This is a genomic window from Paenibacillus mesotrionivorans, from assembly GCF_046098205.1.
Lineage (GTDB): Bacteria > Bacillota > Bacilli > Paenibacillales > NBRC-103111 > Paenibacillus_AR > Paenibacillus_AR mesotrionivorans.
In genome coordinates this window covers 98,907-115,006 of the sequence record NZ_JBJURJ010000020.1, presented here as the reverse complement: position 1 = coordinate 115,006, position 16,100 = coordinate 98,907, and the positions used below count along the sequence as shown (strand labels likewise).

Below are 16,100 nucleotides of genomic sequence, written 5' to 3'. Positions count from 1 at the left end.
ATTTACTTCTACTGAAGAACAATCTGATCAATATATGCTTCGCCAACTGCATTGCTATCTGCAGTTATTTCAATCCTCAATCTTACAGTTGCAGAATGTGTGGTAAATTGTATTGATGGTTGATCCCAGACTTGTTGACCTTTCTTTGTCGAGGAAAGCATAACACCATACTCCCAGGTGGCCATGTTTGGTTCGACTTCTTTTACACTTACATAAAACGATCCTGAACTTAAATTATCTTGAATCATTGCCGAAAGTGTATATGTGGTATTAGGAGATACTTCGATCAACTGTGTGTCTTGTACAATTGTCTTCTTATTTAAAGGCGTTGAGGACGAGAATTTAATACTATTTTTCCCTTCAGTTACTTTGGTAGAATCCAAAGTTGTATTAGGCGAATAAAAATACCAATAATCACCGCCTTTTTCAAAGGAACTATCCATTAACAAACTATTTGTAGTGACTTTTTTTAATAAATTACCATTTTTATCGTACCGGTAATCTATAATATACCCAACCGGCACTATCCTTGTTGCACTTAATCTGCCGGCTTTATCATAGATATATTCTTGTCGGAGAGTTAATAGGATTTCACTACTTGCTATATTACCTGCTGCATCTTTCGCTTTGACTGAAAAAGAATACTGCAGCGAAGGTGTTAGACCTGTAATCACAGCCTCGACCACAGTTTGGCCAGCAATTACATTCGCGGACTCTACAAACTGAGAACCTAAATAAATATCATAACCTATTACTTCGACATTATCAGTCGAAGCTGTCCAGGTAAGTTTAACATTTTTCTGGTTGATGATATGTGCCGATAATGATGTTGGAGCAGTCGGAGGTGTTAAATCAGTACTTACGTGGACGGGATTGCTCCATACTGACTCATTACCTGCAGCATCAAACGCGGCTATATAGAGAATGTGCATTGTATTGGGTTTGAGGCCTGTTAATAAATATTTAGTATCTTTGCCCATTGATGTTGCTAATAATGTTCGCACATCATTTATCTTAGCAAATATCTTATAACCCACCACTTCAAAGTTGTCAGTTGATGCTTCCCAAGAAAGGTCTATTGTGGTTTCTGTGCGATTTAAAACTGTTAGACCATATGGCTCTGTGGGATATGAAACATCAGTATTGATTGTCACTATATTGCTTGCGGTAGATATATTCCCAGCAGCATCCCTCGCCTTTACCGTCAAGTTATAAATTGTATTTTTAGCAAATTTAAAAGTGTAAGTTGTTGCTGTCCCTGCAAAAGCTAAAAACGTTGTACCATTATAGATATCGTAGCTTGCTATACCAATGTTATCTGTAGAGGGTTTCCAAATTAATGTTACATTTGAATCAGTTTTTTGGGATACCTCTAAATCTTGTGGTGCCGTGGGAGCTTTTCCATCAGTACTTACAACTAGTGTTTGACTCGGAATTGAAAGATTTCCTGCTGCGTCCCATGCCTTGACGGTTAATGAATAAAATGTATCTTCAGTTAGCCCACTAATTGTGTAGGTTGTACCAGTACCAGACGAAGTTGCTATCAGTACGGTACCATGATATATATTGTACCCAGCTACACCCACATTATCATAAGATGGTGCCCATGAAAGAGAGATACTGGTTGCGGTACAACCTGTCGCTTTAAAACTATTGGGTGGTGTAGGTACAGATAAATCTGTGCCACTTAACACTACATTACTTGCATCAGATAAGTTTCCAGCTGCATCTCGAGCTTTTATTGAAAGGGAATACACTGTATTTGCCTTGAGTCCTGTGAGAGTAAAAGTTGTTGCCGTGCCTACTGATGTAGTTAAATACTCAGAACCATTATAGATCTCATAAGCTGCTATACCATAATAATCCATTGAACCTATCCATGATAATGAAAGGCTTGTTTCATTTAGGGGTACGACCTTTAATTGCTTAGGGGCTGTTGGAGCAACATCATCTGTAATTACAGTTATTGTGTTACTTGCTAATGACAGATTCCCTGCAGCATCCTTTGCTTTAATTGATAGAGTATATGTTTTATTCACGGCCATCCCTGATAATGTATAACTTGTTCCTGTACCAGATGATGTTGCAATGAGTGAGTTACCACTATAAATTTCATAACCAACCACGCCTAAATTATCGATTGAGGCATCCCAAATCAATGAAATATTTTTACCAATTGAGCTTAAAGCCCTTAATAAACCAGGTGTTGTTGGAGGTGTCACATCCGTAGTTACCGTGACAGCACTACTTAGTCCAGAAAAGTAACCAACTCCATCTTTTGCCCTTACAGATAAGACATAAGTTGTATTAGCTTGCAATCCAGTTAGTGTATAATTACTAGAATTACTGTTTACCAAAAGTGTTGATCCATTATAAATTTCATAATCAATGATCCCATTTTCATCGCTGGAAGAATCCCATGATAAATAAATACTTGATTCAGTTTTCACCTTTGCTGTTAAGTTCTTAGGTATTGTAGGAGGATATTCACTTCCCTGCGCACTGACACTATTGCTGGGTACTGATTTATTTCCAGCAAAGTCTATGGCCTTTACATTTATTTCATATTTAATACTAGGTGGTAGACCTGTAACGATAAAACTGGTAGCTCCATTTGTTGTTAATAACCTCGAAGGTAAACCCATTCTGTTGGAGGCATATATTTCATAATTTGTTACACCAAACTCATCACTAGATGCATTCCATGACAATGAAACACTGCCCGGAATTTGATCAACAATTCTAAAATTGGTTGGCGCAGAAGGTGCGGTTAAATCCGTATTGGTTATTATAACATTACTGGCTGTAGAAACATTTCCAGCCCCGTCCCTAGCTTTAACAGACAATTTGAATGTTGTTTTTGGGTCCAGAGGAAGTGAGGCTACAATAATTTGGTGAGATGTAATATTGCCAGCAACAGTGGCCAAAAGAGTTGCTTCATGATAAATATCATATGCTTTGATGCCAAAAGCGTCCGTAGAAGCAGTCCAAGAAATCGAGATGCTCGTACTTGTTCTATTAGTCATAGAAAGAGTAGGTTTTGTCGGTGCTTCTTGGTCAATTAAAATGGATCTTTCTATTACAGATGGATTAGATATATTTCCGCTTGTATCTATTGCAAACACATTAAAAAAATAAACTAAGTCCGGATTCAAGTCTGTAACTGTATAATTTGTAATACTTCCATTCGTTGTTCTTAGATTTGTAGCTATTAGATTTCCCATGCTATCACGAACATCAATGGTGTAGTGACTTACGCCAAAATTATCCGTTGACGGATCCCAAGAGAGAGAAGCACTCGTAGGATTGGGATTAGTGATTTTTAGGTTACTTGGAGCAGTTGGAGAAATAGTATCCGTATATACAGATAAAGAACTTGCAACAGATGAATTTCCTGCGGCATCCCTTGCTTTAATGGAAAAATTATATAGGACATTTGTAACTAAGCCATTAATTGTGCATTCCTTAAGTTGTGAATCAACCGTTTTGATTACATTATTATCCAGATAAATATCATAAGCGACTACACCTATGTTATCTGTGGATGCTTGCCAATGAAATGATATTTCGTTAACAGAATAATTAGTAAATGTAAAAGCACTTGGTGTGGAGGGGGGAATCGTATCTGGACCTAGTCCAGGAACTGTGTATAAAACCGGTAATGTGTTATAGACAGTAGAATCTCCTCCCCACATCCACATTGTGTTATCGTCTAAAATTGCAAAACTCCTATTCGTATAGGCAGAGGTTTGAATTAACCGAACATTGGACAAATCATTAATTTGAATAGGCGTGTAACTAAACGATGTTGTTCCATTTCCCAATTGTCCAAAATCATTAGCCCCCCAGCTCCAGATGGTACCATTACTTTTAAGAGCTAAAGTATGGCTATGGCCAAGACTAATATCCTTTACATTATCTAAGCCGATGACTTGAATAGGCATGTCAATCCATGATCTTCCGGCTATGTCAATTTGACCTTCGTCATTATTTCCCCAAGCCCAAACAGAGCCATCTGCTTTAAGAACTGCATAAAAAGTGTGTCCAGCAGAAATATCAATGATATTGGATATACCCTGTAATTGTAATGGCAACATACCTGAAGGGCTAGCGTATCCCCAAACCCAAACTGTTCCATCTTTCTTTAAAGCCATAGATGCCATATATGAAGCAGCAATAGCCTTGATATTGTCTAGTCCAATTGATTGAACAGGGATTAAACTTGTATCCCATTTCCCATTTCCCAACTCAGAATATAAATTCCTCCCCCATGCCCAAACCGTACCATCTTCCTTAAGCGCTAATACATGATCGGTATTAACAGCAAGAGAAGTAACATTGGTTAATCCATTCACTTGTGTAGGAATTAATTTTGCAACTTTCGAACCATTACCCAGTTGCCCATTGTTATTCCTTCCCCACGCCCAAACTGTTCCATCTTGTTTGATAGCATAGGAATTTCCATTTCCAATATAAACTGACCTTACGTTAGTTAAACCCGCTACCGGGACTGGGCCTGGTCGAGTTTCCGTTGTACCATCACCCACTTGTCCATATTGATTGTCTCCCCATGCCAAAACCGTTCCATCACTTTTTAAAAAGAGCCAATGATTTTGTCCGAATGTTGGAATTTCCGTAGTAGGATCAATCGTCACAGGATACTGCAGCCCCGTATCATCAAGCGTTACAGTTAATATATTCTTGCCTTTGAGTTGATTTAGTGAAACCTTGAGCCGGTCATACATGAGAGTATCACTAGTAGAATCCTTTACCCACATGCGTGGAATGCGGAAGGCTACTTCCCCATTCTGATTCATAAAATCTATGGAACCATCTGGATTTAAATCATAGGTAACATTTTGAGCATCAATTTGAAAGGAAAAGGTTTTGGGAGCTTTGTTATCTTTTAATTGCAATTCCATTTTCAATTGATCATTTTGAACTTGGTATTCTAAATCTGTACTTTTCCATACTTCGTTGTAGATGACTGTATTATCGTATACAACTCCGGTGACATTTTTCATGCTTAATGAACGATATGTGACGCTTTGATCAGAAACTGAAAAGGTAACTGACTGCTTACTGCTTTGATCATTCAAGCGGATATTGAAGCGGTTAGCCAACATACTGTATGTATTTTTACCATCTGACCGATCCTGTCGGAGGGTTGTATTAATCTCTTTCCATGCTCCTTTATCCAGGTAGTGAAGAGAATACACGGCAGATTGTACAGTTGTTGTACCATCGGGATTCAAGAAGGTTTTGCTAAATCGGTCTCTTTTATCAGTCAGCTCAGTCCTGGGACGAGGTATTTTAAGAGCTTCAACATTCACATCTCGATAAGTAGCTTGGGTGACATTTGATTCTGGTGTAGGAAAGGGGAATACAAATTCTGAAGAACTATTGCTATCAATAAGAGGAATAACATTGGGGGTTATTTCTTCACTGATTGTATTATTAGGAGAGCTTGTCTCTGGAACCATTGCCTGACTCCCGGGATCAATACTTGTATTTGCAGTTGGACTGGAATTAAGATTCTCACTTTGTGAGGAGGGAAAAGAAAGAGATTCAGAAGCATATGAACTTTCCCATACGTTCCCAGGTAAAACTATTGAAGTGATTATTAGTAATACTAATATTATTTTTAAATATGTCCGACACTGTCGCTGCACTCGATTTCCTCCCTGAATTTTATTGGTTATTTTTAATTTTATAAATTCTACAGATTAAGCCAAAAACCACCTTCTTTTTACATAATATAAGAATAACGACATAAGTCTATTGGAAATTTGTCGTTTCGTAAAGAGGTACAAAAGACAGGATTAAGTCATAATATGTCATTTTTATTTAAAACAACTTAAGCTCTTTCATAAGTTAGTAATATTTTTGGTAGTACCAACCTAAATAATCTTTAATTATCCTGAAGATAAATCAAGTATCTTCATGTCCCAAAATTTGGTTTGTAATTCCACAAAAAAACGGCTCCCCCTCAACGGGGAAGCCGCCTTATCATACCGCGAAGCTTAGCGCTTCAGCAGAACGTCCTTTTCGTAAGTTTTCACTTGGTTCAGCCATTCTTCGCGGACCGGTACACCCATCTTCTCGCAGTAGTGGTCCCAGATGGCGCCGAACGGATAGGACTTGAATTCCTCCACCAGGGCAAGACGGGTGGTGTAATCCTTCTCCAGCTCTACCTTCTTCAGCAGCTCTACCGGCTCCAGCTTGGCGCGGAGGATTGCCTTGATGGTGTTGCGTGCGCCGATGACCCATGCGGCGATCCGGTTGATGCTGGCATCGAAGAAGTCCAGGCCGATGTGAGTGGTGCTGTACAGGTTGTGGCGCTCCAGCTCACGGGCAATGTCCATCAGTTCGTCGTCCATGATGACCACGTGGTCACTGTCCCAACGGATCGGACGGCTTACGTGCAGCAGAATGCCCGGCGTGAACATGGAGACGGAGGACAGCTTGTTGGAGATGACTTCTGTCGGATGGAAGTGGCCGGCATCCAGGCAAAGCAGCTTTTGCTTTTGTACGGCATACCCCATGTAGAACTCGTGGGAGCCAACTACGTAAGCTTCGGAGCCAATACCGAATACCTTGCTTTCTACAGCGTCCAGGTTATGGGCCGGGTTCAGCTCTTCCGCGAAGATTTCATCGAGGGATTCCTTCAGACGCACCCGCGGGGCGAGACGGTCAACCGGGATATCCTTGAAGCCGTCCGGAATCCATACGTTGGTTACGCAGGGTTGGCCCAGCTCCTCACCGAAATAAGCGCCGATCTTACGGGAGGCCTTACAATGCTCAACCCAGAACTTGCGGATATCGTTGTCTGCATGGCTCAGAGTGAAGCCGTCGGCGGACAGATCATGGGAGAAGCAGGTGGGGTTGAAGTCCAGACCCAGTCCCTTTTCCTTAGCCCACTTTACCCAAGGAGTGTAATGCTTGGGCTCCAGCTTGTCCCAGCTCACCTTCTCTTCGGTGTCGGCGTAGATGGCATGCAGGTTTACCTTGTGGGTGCCGGGGATCATGGAAAGGGCCTTGTCCAGATCCTGACGGAGCTCTTCAGCAGTGCGGGCAGCGCCCGGATAGTTGCCGGTTACGGAGATACCGCCGGTCAGCTCCTGGTCACGGTTCAGGAAGCCGCGTACGTCGTCGCCTTGCCAGCAGTGCAGGGAGATTTTTACCTTGGACAGGGATTCCAATACTTCGTCTACATTAATCCCATGTTTTTCGTACAGTTTTTTAGCCTCATCAAAATTCATAATCGTCACTCCTCCATTTTACATAACAACTGGTGTTAAACCAGTACATTTGCCTCGTGATAAAACGCTTTCTTCCTACTCCCCTACTATATCAGCAACGGCAGCCGGAATGAAATGGCGGATGTTTAGAGATTGTATCCCGGCAATCTTAAAATCCTCCAGCTTTAAGATCATTATTGTCCAGTCGCTCTCCATCGGTTACAATAAAGCTGTGTACAGACTGATATTTCAAATGGACGATATTAATCTTCCCCATTAATTTGATACAGCAAAAGGAGAACCAAATATGCAGAATCAGCCGGATATCTGGTTTAGGATGTCCCGTCTATGCCGCTTGGATGTGAAGTGGACAGGATATCACCAGGGCAACGCCCCCTTGGCCAGCTATGAGCATTCCAATCCGTATTACGAAATCCTGATGGTCACCGAAGGGCCGATTTATTTGAAATCCGAGGACGCGGAGCTGGAGCTGGTATCCGGCGAGTGTTACCTCTTGACACCTTGGGAGCGGCATACCGCCTGGCGGCTGACCCATGAGCATGCAGGCTTCTTTTGGGTACAGTTTTTCGCTACCCCCGGCCTTACCCCCGGAACGCCTGACGAAATGCCTCTTGCCGAACCCGAAAGCTGGCTGGACAAAAGCCGCCAGGAGCTGCGTACGGGCCAGGACGAGGAGGCCGAGCATCTGCTTTTGCCCCGGCGCTTCCAGCCGGTCCGCCGTTATGAGCTGTTGAACCTGTTCGAGAAGCTTCATGGGGAAATGGAGCATCCAAGGGGTTATTTCCGCTACCGCTCCTCCCTTCTGCTGGGCCAGATTTTCCACCTGATTGCCGAAGATCTGCTTTCCAAGGAAAATTTCCAAACCTCCGTGCCCGCCGCGTTTTTGGCCTATCGGCAGCTGGTTAATCTCTTGAACGAAAGCTACAACACCGAGCCGGACAGGGCGTTTATCGAAAGCCAGCTCAACCGGAAATATGAATACCTTTGCCACATTTTCAAGAAATATTCGGGCATGTCCATCTTTACGTATATTCACCAGCTCCGCATCCAGCGGGCTCAGTATCTCCTGATGAACAGCGAGCTGCCGGTAAACCGAATTTCGGAGTCCGTGGGCTTCAGCGATCCGTATTATTTCAGCCGGTTGTTTAAGCGTTTCACCCATTGCAGCCCAAGCGATTTCCGCAAGCAGAACGGCCAAATTGGCAATTGAAACAAAGAAATTTGTACGTTTTCACAAAAAAGGTGTTTGCAGGCCGTTTCGTTTGTGCTATAATGAAAGCGCTAACATATCACCGATTCTAAAAGGGGGACGTTGATCGTGGAGCAAGAGTTCAAAGATATGTATGAGGATTTTGAACCCAACCGTGACACCTACTTCTTCAAAGTCGGCAACGGCGGCCTGATCAGCTTCCACGGCAGGAATTACAATATCAGAAAATCCCTGTCCGAGGACCAGCTGAAGCTGCTGATCCGTGATTCCATGTTTTTGCGTATTTCCTCCAACTGCTATGTCAACATGGATAAAATCTCTTCCGTGGAAAAGGACCACATCCGGTTCCTGGACCATACCACCGGTTCCAAAATTGTCAGTGTGCCCCTCTGGAAGAAACAAACCCTTCAAGAGCGCCTAACCCAACGCAAGCAAACGGTCGTCCACTGATTCCTGTCACCCGCCTTTCACCACTGCCCATTAACCCAACGCAATACAAATAAAGCCCTGCTCCGCTGGATGGAAAAGCCAATGGCTGCCATAAACGGAAGAGGGCTTTTTGTTATGTCCGGCTAAGCCTTGGTGTGTTCAATCTGCAGCAGTTAAGAAGCGGAGGCCTCCTCCATCCGGAAGAAGGTTTCCGTCATGGACTTGCCCAAGGTCATGCAGGCATCGGTCAAAAAGTAGATCAGAAGCTCCATCTGCTCCAGCATAAAATCCTCCCGGGTCATACAGCCCAGCTCGGCTCTGATTTTACCCGCTTGGCGGATAGCCTTTTCCTGACCGGACTGAGCAGGCTGCCCCAACTGCCGGATGCCCCGCAGATGCTCCTCCAGCTTGGTGAAGGTATAGTAGAAGGACCGGGGAAAGGTGGTATGGGTCAGGAGAAATTCAAGAATGGGTTCAATGGCCATGCTGTCGGCATAAAATTTGCGGAACGCCTGGTAGCCCCCTACGGATTTCAGCGCAGCCAGCAAATAGGTGTACGGCACCGCCTGATCCTCGTTGATGGCTGTTACCACAAACTTCAGGATGCGGATGGTATTCTCCGCGCGCTCCAGCATCCGCCCGCTTTCAATAAAATGCCACTCCGCCTCCCGCAGCATCACGGAATGCTCGATGCCCTGGAAGGTTTCCACCTTCTCCCGGATGTACCGGAAGAACAGATTGGGCGTTTCCTTCCGCAGGTCGCCGGGATTCTTTTCGGAGAGAGCCAGATAAAAGCCGTTTAAGGTTTCCCAGAGCTCGCTGGGCAGCGCCTCGCGCATGGTTTTGAGATTGGCCCGGGCTTTGCTGACACATGAAAACAGCGAGTTTTCATATCCCCGGTCCAATGTAATGAATGAGAGGACATCCAACTCGCTGTATTGTTCAAATTGCCGGCGGTACTCCACCTCCGCCCCCAGAGAACGGATGATACGGGCCCATTTGTATTCTTTGTCCTGCAGGTCCTGATTATGCTGGAGATGGTAATGGACATCAATCATGCGAGCGTGGTTTTCCGCACGTTCCATATAACGGCCGATCCAGAAGAGTGCTTCCGCATTGCGGTTGAGCATCAGCTTCCCCCTCCCTCTTCCAAAGCATGGATATGATTGCAATAATCATCATAGCGCCCAGATTTTTTGGTGTCAATCTATGTGACATGACTCTACAAAACAAGTCAAGGACAACCCCACAACCCTTAGAAGAATGTGTTATAATGGACCAAATGCAAACCAGCAAGCGCTTACCAAATTCGTTTTTACAGGAGGATTTATGACTCTGCACATTGGAATATTCGGAACCGGCTGGTTCGCCGAGAAACACGCAGCCATGCTTGCCGCTATGGAGGATGTCACCATCAGCGCCGTCTGCGGCTCTTCCCTGGAGAAAGCCCAGCGCTTCGCAGCCAAATTCCCCGGCGCCGCCGCATTCGCCGCGGTGGAGCAGATGCTCGAATCCGTCAAATTGGATGCCGCGTACATATGCGTTCCTCCCTTTGCCCACGGCAGGATCGAATTGGCTCTGGCGGAACGGGGCATTCCTTTTTTTGTGGAAAAGCCTCTTGCCGCCAATCTGGAAACCCCTACGGAGATCTTGGAGGCGGTGAACACCAAAGGGCTGATCACCTCTGTCGGCTACCACTTCCGCTATACGGATGGAACCGCCCGGGTGCGCCGGCTTCTGGAGGAGCAAACTGCCGGAATGGCCTTGGGCTATTGGATGGGCGGTATGCCGGGTGTGTACTGGTGGCGGATGGAGAACGGCTCCGGCGGGCAGTTTGTGGAGCAGACCACCCATATCGTGGACCTGCTCCGGTATACCTTGGGGGAGGTGACGGAGGTGTACGCTTCCTTTGCCCTGCGGCATAAGCATGTGACAGAGGAGGGAGTAACCGTGCCGGATGTAGGCACCGTGACCCTGAAGCTGGCCTCCGGTGCCGTGGCCAACATCTCCAACACCTGTATGCTGCCGGTAAGCCATACCACTGGACTGCATATTTACACCGACACGGGTGTGCTGGAGCTCCACGGCAAAGGCCTGAAGGAAATCCGGCAAGGGCAAACCACTGAATTCCAGAACCAAAACGACCCTTATCAGGCTGAAAATGCCGCCTTCATTCATGCTCTGCGCACGGGGGATGCTTCCGGTATTCTCTCCTGCTACGAGGATGCGTGGAAATCCCAACAGGTGGCCATCGCAGCTGTCGAATCCGCCAAAACAGGGCTGCCTGTCAGGTTGTAATCCGGCTCATAACACAACTGGGCTGTCCATAAAGTCTAATTGGATCAATACATATTCGGCAAGATACACTCCCTTCCGGGAAAAGGCTGTCATGGAAGCTTCAAACACGTTTTGTCCGCTTTCTTTTGATTAGATTTAGAGGTAAAAAGCGGCCAAAAAACTCGCCCTCAAGCCACCCTTTTCCTCCCGGTCCTTTCTGCCGAATATTTATTCACCTCAACGAACTTTTTGGACAGCCTAATTTTTTTATGCCCCTCACATCTTGGTTACAGGAAGCGTGACCGTAAAAGCAGAGCCTCTTCCCGGCTCACTCTCCGCTGTAATCTCTCCGCCGCACAGATCTATAATCCGCTTCACCAGAGCCAGCCCCAAGCCGTTTCCCTCTCCCGCCCTGGACTTATCCCCTTGGTAGAACTTCTCGAAGATATGCGCCAGCACCTCCGTGCTCATGCCTGTGCCCGTATCGGCGATCCGGACATGGACCGAAGCTGGGTCTGCCGTTAAATAAACGGCGATTTCGTCCCCGTTATCGGAGAATTTGATGGCATTGCCCAAAAGATTCAGCCAAACCTGCATCAGCAAATCCTCGTTGCCGTAAAACCACACCTGGTCCAGCGCAATGTCCAGATTCAGCATTTTCTCACTCCATTGGTTCTCCAAGAGAAGGATAGCATGGCGGATTTGCTCGTCCAGATCAAAGTTATGCTTTTCCAGCACAAATTCCTGATTCTCCAGCTTGGAGAGCTTCAGCATATTGGCGGACAACGACGACAGCTGACGGGTGCTTTCGATGATCAGCCGGCTGTATTCCCGCCGCTCCGGCACAGTCAGGTCCTCATCCTGCAAAAGAGCCGCGTACCCCTCAATAGCAGCAATGGGCGTTTTGAACTCATGGGAGACATTGGCCGTAAAATCATTGCGCAGGGTTTCGATTCCGTTCAGCTCCTGAACCATCTTGTTGAAGTTCACCGCCATCTCCCCCAGCACCCGCACCCGGTGGTGTTCCTGTTTCAGCCGCACCTTGAAGTTCCCCTTGGCTACCTCCTTGGCCGCTTCGCTCAGATCGGTGATCGGCGCCAAAATTTTGCGGCCCACGATAGCGGTAATGCCTGTACCGATGAGCACACTGGACACCATTGCGAAGATGATGGACCACAGTACATGGAACCTGTTAAAATTTATAAACCCCAGATGAATGATAACCCCTGTCAACAGCGCCATCAGAACGCCCGAAGCCAGCATAATCAGGAATACCGTCCAGATTAGCGTTCCCCATAAATTCCCCGACTGCCTGCGGTCAATCATAGGTTTTCACCGCTTTGTAGCCGAGTCCGCGGACGGTTACAATTTCAAACCCGTCATAGCTTTTAAACCGTTCCCTCAGGCGGTTAATATGCACATCCACTGTCCTGGCCTCGGTTTCCGAATCCATCCCCCATATTTCGTCCATCAGCTGATGCCGTGTAAAAATTTTGTTGGGGTATGCCAAGAGCTTGTACATGAGTTGAAACTCCTTTTGGGGGAGGGTGGTGGTTTGCCCGCCTGCAGTCACCGTCAAGGAATCGTAATCCAGTACGATCCCGCCAACCGTAAGCCTGCGCTCGCTGGCGATTTGGGCCCGCCGCAGAAGCGCCCCCACCCGGAGAATCATCTCGTTGATGTCGATGGGTTTGACCATATAATCATCAGTGCCGGCCAAATAGCCCGTTTGCTTATCCATAAAGCTGTCCTTGGCGGTCACCGTCAGAACAGGCAGGGTGTATCCTGCCTCCCGGAGCCTCCTGATCAGTTCGAAACCGTCCAAATTGGGCATCATAATATCAGATATGATTAAATCGACATGCTGCTTATCCAGAATATCCAATGCCTCCTGGCCGTTTCCCGCTTGAACCGGGTCATATCCGTGTTTGGCCAGCACTGTACTGATCAGCTGGAGCAGCTTCTCGTTGTCTTCCACCACAAGAATTCGGTTCACTCGTCCCACCTGCTTTTCCATAGTCCGCCCTTGCCGATGAATCAGACCTGACTTAAGAGCGCCCGTTCATTATACCGCATCAATGTTAACCCAACATGAACAGGAGACTGCCTACCGCCCAGTTGATGTTCAGTTGATATTGCTGTGATAGCATAACATACATAGCAGAGACAAGAGAGGATGAGAACATGCTGCAGCTTAAGAATATCTCCAAAAGCTATACCACTGGCACGTTTACGCAGACTGCTCTGGACAATATCAGCCTAAGCTTCCGCAAGAATGAATTTGTCGCGATCCTGGGACCCAGCGGCTCGGGCAAAACCACCTGCCTGAACCTGGTGGGCGGCCTGGATCAATACGACAGCGGCGACCTGATTATTAACGGCGCCTCCACCAAATCCTTCAAGGACAGCGATTGGGATGCTTACCGCAATAATAGCGTGGGCTTTATCTTCCAAAGCTATAACCTGATTTCCCATCTCAGCATCACAGATAACGTGGAGATGGGCATGACTCTAAGCGGTGTCAGCGCCCAAGCCAAACACCAGAAAGCGGTGGAGGTGCTGGAGAAGGTTGGTTTGAAGGACCACATGCACAAAAAACCGGGCCAGCTGTCAGGGGGCCAGATGCAGCGGGTAGCCATCGCCCGGGCATTGGCCAATGATCCCGACATCATCCTGGCGGACGAGCCTACCGGAGCCCTGGATACGGCCACCAGCGCTCAGATTATGGATCTGATCAAGGAAATCGCCAAGGACAAGCTGGTTATTATGGTCACCCATAACCCGGAGCTGGCCGAGGCTTACGCCGACCGGGTGGTCCAGTTTAAGGACGGCAAGGTGATCTCCGACAGCAATCCCGCGGTTGAGGTACAAACCGAAAGCAATTACCGGCTCAAAAAAACCGCCATGAGCTACTGGACGGCTCTGAATCTGTCGGGACGGAATATCTCCACGAAAAAATGGAGAACCGGGCTCACCGCTTTTGCCTCCAGTATCGGGATTATCGGCATTGCGCTGATTCTGTCCCTGTCCAACGGGTTCGACAAGCAAATCAAAAGCTATGAATCCGGCGCGTTGTCCAACTTCCCCGTCACCATCAGCCAAATGGCGGCCAATCTGGATCTGGCTATGCAGCCCGGGGCCCATGCACAAGACCGGAACAACCGGACGGAATTTACCAAAGCTGCGGAGATTTACCCGTTTGATCCCACATCCAATACGATTTTGCACAACAATACCATTACTCCTGAATACCTAAGCTATCTGGACAAAATAGATGCATCCCTGCTGGACGGTGTGTCCTACAGCCGCCAGGTTAACCTGAATATCCTCAGAAGCGACGGCCAGACTGCCGTACCGGTTAACACCTCTGACGCCAATTTTATGTCCTTCCCCAGCAAAACGGCAAGCTTCAGCAGCACCTATCTGGAATCGTATTACGATCTTCTGGCGGGCAGCTTCCCGGCGAAGCCAACTGACCTGGTGATGGTGGTGGATGAATACAACCGGATGAACGTGACGGTGCTGGATGCCTTGGGTTTAGATTATAAGGCGGAGAATATTGGGTTTGACCAAGTTCTCGGCAAAACCTTCAAGCTGATCTACAACGACGATTATTATGTAAAATCCGGAGATTTGTTCCGCATTAACGGCAACACCTCGGATTTAAGCAATCTGTACAACAGCGGCAATGCGGTGGAACTGAAGATTTCGGGCATTATCCGCAAGCAGGAGGATTCCCCCATGTCCACCATGTCCGCAGGGATCGCTTATTCGGATGTGCTGGCCCAGGATTTTATCAGCAAGGCCCAGTCCTCGGAAATTGTAAAGGCGCAGGAAGCCAATGACAAGATGAATGTGTATTCGGGCAAGGTGTTTGCCGGTGTGCCCGGCTTCAATTTTAGCCCCGGCGGAGGCTTTGCCATGGGGCCTGGCGGAGGAATGGGTTCCGGCGCCTTGACGGATCCGATGGACGCCACCTCCAAGGAGGATGCGCTGGCCGCCTTGGGCGCCGTAGCTATCCCCGCCTCCATCTCCTTGTATCCCAAGGATTTTGACACCAAGGAGGCGATTGTGGACTATTTGGACCAATGGAATGTGGGTAAGCCCACGGAGCAAATGATCATCTACACCGACCTTGCCGCCATGGTGACCAATCTCTCCAGCGGCATCATGAACGGGATCACGTTAGTGCTGGTGGCCTTCGCCTCCATCTCTCTGGTGGTATCCCTCATTATGATCGGGATCATCACCTATATCTCGGTGCTGGAGCGGACCAAGGAAATCGGTGTCCTGCGTGCCTTGGGGGCACGAAAGAAGGATATTACCCGGGTGTTTAATGCGGAGACCACGATTATCGGAACCCTATCGGGATTGCTGGGGATCGGTATCGCCTATCTGCTGACTATCCCCACCAACATGATCATCAAGAATGCGACGGATCTGAACAATGTGGCCCAGTTGAATCCCGTCCATGCGCTGTTCCTGATCATCCTGAGCGTCGGCCTGACCATTCTCGGCGGCTTCATCCCCGCGAAGTTCGCGGCGAAGAAGGACCCGGTTGTGGCGCTGCGGAGCGAATAAGTTTGTAGTTCGTGCCGGTGGCCGTATGCCCGGCAGCCCGTGCAGTTGGGCGTCTGTTCCCTTGAGGAACAGGCGCCTATTTGCGCGTGGAGGCGGAAGGGGGCGGCAACTGGCCACCTGAAGGTTATATCGCCCACCTTGTAGCTGCCAGAGTGCAAAAGTGCAGTTATTTTTGACTCAGTTGGCCATTGGGTGAAGCTATCCTGCAAAAGTGCAGTTATTTCAGGCAGGATGGGCCGAAATGACCTTGAGGAGCAAAAATAGATGCACTTTTGCAGGTACGGCGGCATTTTGCAGGTTAGCGGGAGAAAATAAATGCACTTTTGCATTTGGTGTCTATA

The 16,100-nt window shown here is 47.2% G+C and carries 9 protein-coding genes; 4 read left to right on the top strand and 5 right to left on the bottom strand.

What is annotated here, in order from left to right; all coding sequences use genetic code 11:
* Positions 1-8 precede the first annotated feature (8 nt).
* Both ACI1P1_RS25475 and rhaA read right to left on the bottom strand, forming a co-directional pair.
* The gene (locus tag ACI1P1_RS25475; protein ID WP_416219312.1) at positions 9-5,483 is read right to left on the bottom strand and encodes a fibronectin type III domain-containing protein; all 5,475 of its coding nucleotides are present in this window, start codon (positions 5,481-5,483) and stop codon (positions 9-11) included.
* Between the two features lie 540 nt (positions 5,484-6,023).
* Positions 6,024-7,262, bottom strand: coding sequence for an L-rhamnose isomerase (gene rhaA / locus ACI1P1_RS25470; RefSeq protein ID WP_416219311.1), 1,239 nt, complete (start codon positions 7,260-7,262; stop codon positions 6,024-6,026).
* A 286-nt stretch (positions 7,263-7,548) separates the two neighbouring features.
* On the opposite strand from rhaA, the gene ACI1P1_RS25465 reads away from it, so the two are divergent.
* On the top strand, positions 7,549-8,472 hold the full coding sequence (locus ACI1P1_RS25465) for a helix-turn-helix domain-containing protein (RefSeq protein ID WP_416219310.1): 924 nt from the start codon (positions 7,549-7,551) through the stop codon (positions 8,470-8,472).
* A 108-nt stretch (positions 8,473-8,580) separates the two neighbouring features.
* Positions 8,581-8,922: a hypothetical protein gene (locus tag ACI1P1_RS25460; protein WP_416219309.1), complete on the top strand. Its 342-nt coding sequence runs from the start codon at positions 8,581-8,583 to the stop codon at positions 8,920-8,922.
* Between the two features lie 152 nt (positions 8,923-9,074).
* On the opposite strand, the gene ACI1P1_RS25455 is transcribed toward ACI1P1_RS25460, so the two are convergent.
* Entirely contained in the window at positions 9,075-10,031 is a 957-nt protein-coding gene (locus ACI1P1_RS25455; RefSeq protein ID WP_416219308.1) for an alpha-E domain-containing protein, read from the bottom strand.
* A gap of 199 nt (positions 10,032-10,230) precedes the next feature.
* Here ACI1P1_RS25455 and ACI1P1_RS25450 point away from each other — a divergent pair, with 199 nt between their 5' ends.
* Positions 10,231-11,199, top strand: coding sequence for a Gfo/Idh/MocA family protein (locus ACI1P1_RS25450; protein WP_416219307.1), 969 nt, complete (start codon positions 10,231-10,233; stop codon positions 11,197-11,199).
* A gap of 255 nt (positions 11,200-11,454) precedes the next feature.
* Here the strand turns inward: ACI1P1_RS25450 and ACI1P1_RS25445 are convergent, their stop codons facing one another.
* Both ACI1P1_RS25445 and ACI1P1_RS25440 read right to left on the bottom strand, forming a co-directional pair.
* A complete protein-coding gene (locus ACI1P1_RS25445) occupies positions 11,455-12,504 on the bottom strand; it encodes a sensor histidine kinase (RefSeq protein WP_416219306.1) in 1,050 nt (349 codons plus the stop codon).
* Positions 12,497-13,174: a response regulator transcription factor gene (locus tag ACI1P1_RS25440; RefSeq protein ID WP_416219304.1), complete on the bottom strand. Its 678-nt coding sequence runs from the start codon at positions 13,172-13,174 to the stop codon at positions 12,497-12,499. The genes ACI1P1_RS25445 and ACI1P1_RS25440 overlap by 8 nt, the downstream gene beginning before the upstream one ends.
* 188 nt (positions 13,175-13,362) lie before the next feature.
* On the opposite strand from ACI1P1_RS25440, the gene ACI1P1_RS25435 reads away from it, so the two are divergent.
* A complete protein-coding gene (locus ACI1P1_RS25435; protein ID WP_416219303.1) occupies positions 13,363-15,759 on the top strand; it encodes an ABC transporter ATP-binding protein/permease in 2,397 nt (798 codons plus the stop codon).
* The last annotated feature ends 341 nt before the right edge of the window (positions 15,760-16,100 follow it).